At 66.0% G+C, this 1776-nt stretch carries 1 protein-coding gene; it reads left to right on the plus strand.

The genetic code is table 11. From position 1 onward, the window contains the following. Window positions 1–1566, plus strand: a 1566-nt coding sequence (locus ABZ297_RS40010; RefSeq protein ID WP_355357399.1) for a class I SAM-dependent methyltransferase, incomplete at its 5' end; no start/stop codon positions are given. Window positions 1567–1776 lie beyond the last annotated feature (210 nt).

A 1776-nucleotide genomic window follows, 5' to 3' on the forward strand; every position in this document is an offset into this window, starting at 1 on the left:
CGAACCACGCTCGTCATCACGACGCGGGCCACCGAAGCCGCCCTCACGACGCGGACCACGATCGTCACGGTCCCGGAACGAACGACGCTCATCGTCACGACGCGGGCCACCGAAGCCGCCCTCACGACGCGGACCACGATCCTCGCGGTCTCCGCCTTCACGGCGCGGACCGCGGTCGTCACGGCCGCGGAAACCGAGGGCGCGGTCGCGGTCCTGGTACGTGCGGCGGTCGTCGCCTCGCGAAGAATCATCCCGGCGCGGGCCACGGTCGTCACGGAAACCGCCCTCACGGCGCGGACCGCGGTCATCGCGGAAGCCCCCCCCGGAGCCACGGTCGTCGCGCCCCCGATATCCGGAGCGCTCGCCGGCGCCTCGGTCACGGCCCTGGTAAGGCCGGCGGTCGTCATCACGACGCGGCCCACGATCGGACGAGCGCGGTCTGTCGTCGGAACGGAACGGACGCTCGCCCCTGCTGTCGCGCTCGTCGCGCCCGCGGGCGCCGTAGCCACCGCCTCTGTTTCCGTCGTACGGGCGCCTCTCTCCGTTGTCGCCGCGGTCGCGCTGCCCGCCGTCCGATCCGTTGTCTCTGTTCACTTCTGGTCCATTTCGTTGGCTCACTCAGCGGTCCCGTGCTCCAAACGACGGTCCACCGTGGCTGCCGCCGCCCGACCCCGGGCCTTACGCGACGAAGGCCACCCGTGGGTGGCCCGGCCCCTCCAGCCTAGCAAGCCGCAGAACGTCCCTGGGCCCACTGCTAGCCAGGTAAATCATTCGCACTCTCCAGGGATCCTCGGAAGACTTCACGACATGTCACTGCGCTTCCATGAAATCGCTGAGTCCAGACACCGCGTACTGAACCCTTTCACCGTCGGAAAGTTGGATCTCCTGGGTGAGATCTGCCGTATCCGACCGGGCCTCCGCCACCTGGACCTCGCTTGTGGAAAGGGCGAACTCCTCGCCCGCTGGGCCGCCCAGCACGGCGTAGAGGGCACCGGCGTCGACATCAGCGACGTCTTCCTCGAAGCCGCGAGAAGGCGCGTCGAAGAGCTCGGCGTGGCCGATCAGGTGCGCTTCGTCAAAGCAGACGCCGGCGCCTACAAAGACGATCCGCAGACGTACGACGTCGTTTCGTGCATCGGGGCGACCTGGATCGGCGGCGGCCTCACCGGCACTCTGGATCTCATGCGAGGCCACCTACGGCCCAACGGGATCGCGATCGTGGGTGAGTGCTTCTGGACCAGCCCTCCGCCCCTCGAAGCATATGAGTCGCTTGGCATCTCAGAAGACACATGCGTCTCACTTGCCGGGACGGCGGAGCGCTTCGAAGCCGCAGGTTTCGAACTCCTGGAAATGGTTCTAGCAGACCAGGACGACTGGGACAGATACGTTGCCGGCCAATGGTGGACGCTCAGCGACTGGCTCCGCGACCACCCGACAGACCCGGATGCGCAGCAATTCCACGAATTCCTGACGCGCGCCCGCCGCTCCCACCTGGAATACGGCAGACAGTACTTGGGCTGGGGCACCTTCATCGTGCGTCCGTATAGGTCAGCTCAACCCGAGTGACGATGAGAACTCTGGGAATGGCTTTCTAGCCACGAACGCCACACGCAGAGGGAATCGCACAGAGACAGGGGCTCCGTTCAACACCAGAATCAGCGGAAACCCGTTTCAACGCACAAAAGCAGAAAGGGCGGGAAGAGAACCCCACAAAGGGATCCCCTTCCCGCCCTCACCAAAAGATTGTCCGGCGGTGACCTACTCTCCCACACCCTC

Source organism: Nonomuraea sp. NPDC005983, assembly GCF_040614375.1.
Classification (GTDB): domain Bacteria; phylum Actinomycetota; class Actinomycetes; order Streptosporangiales; family Streptosporangiaceae; genus Nonomuraea.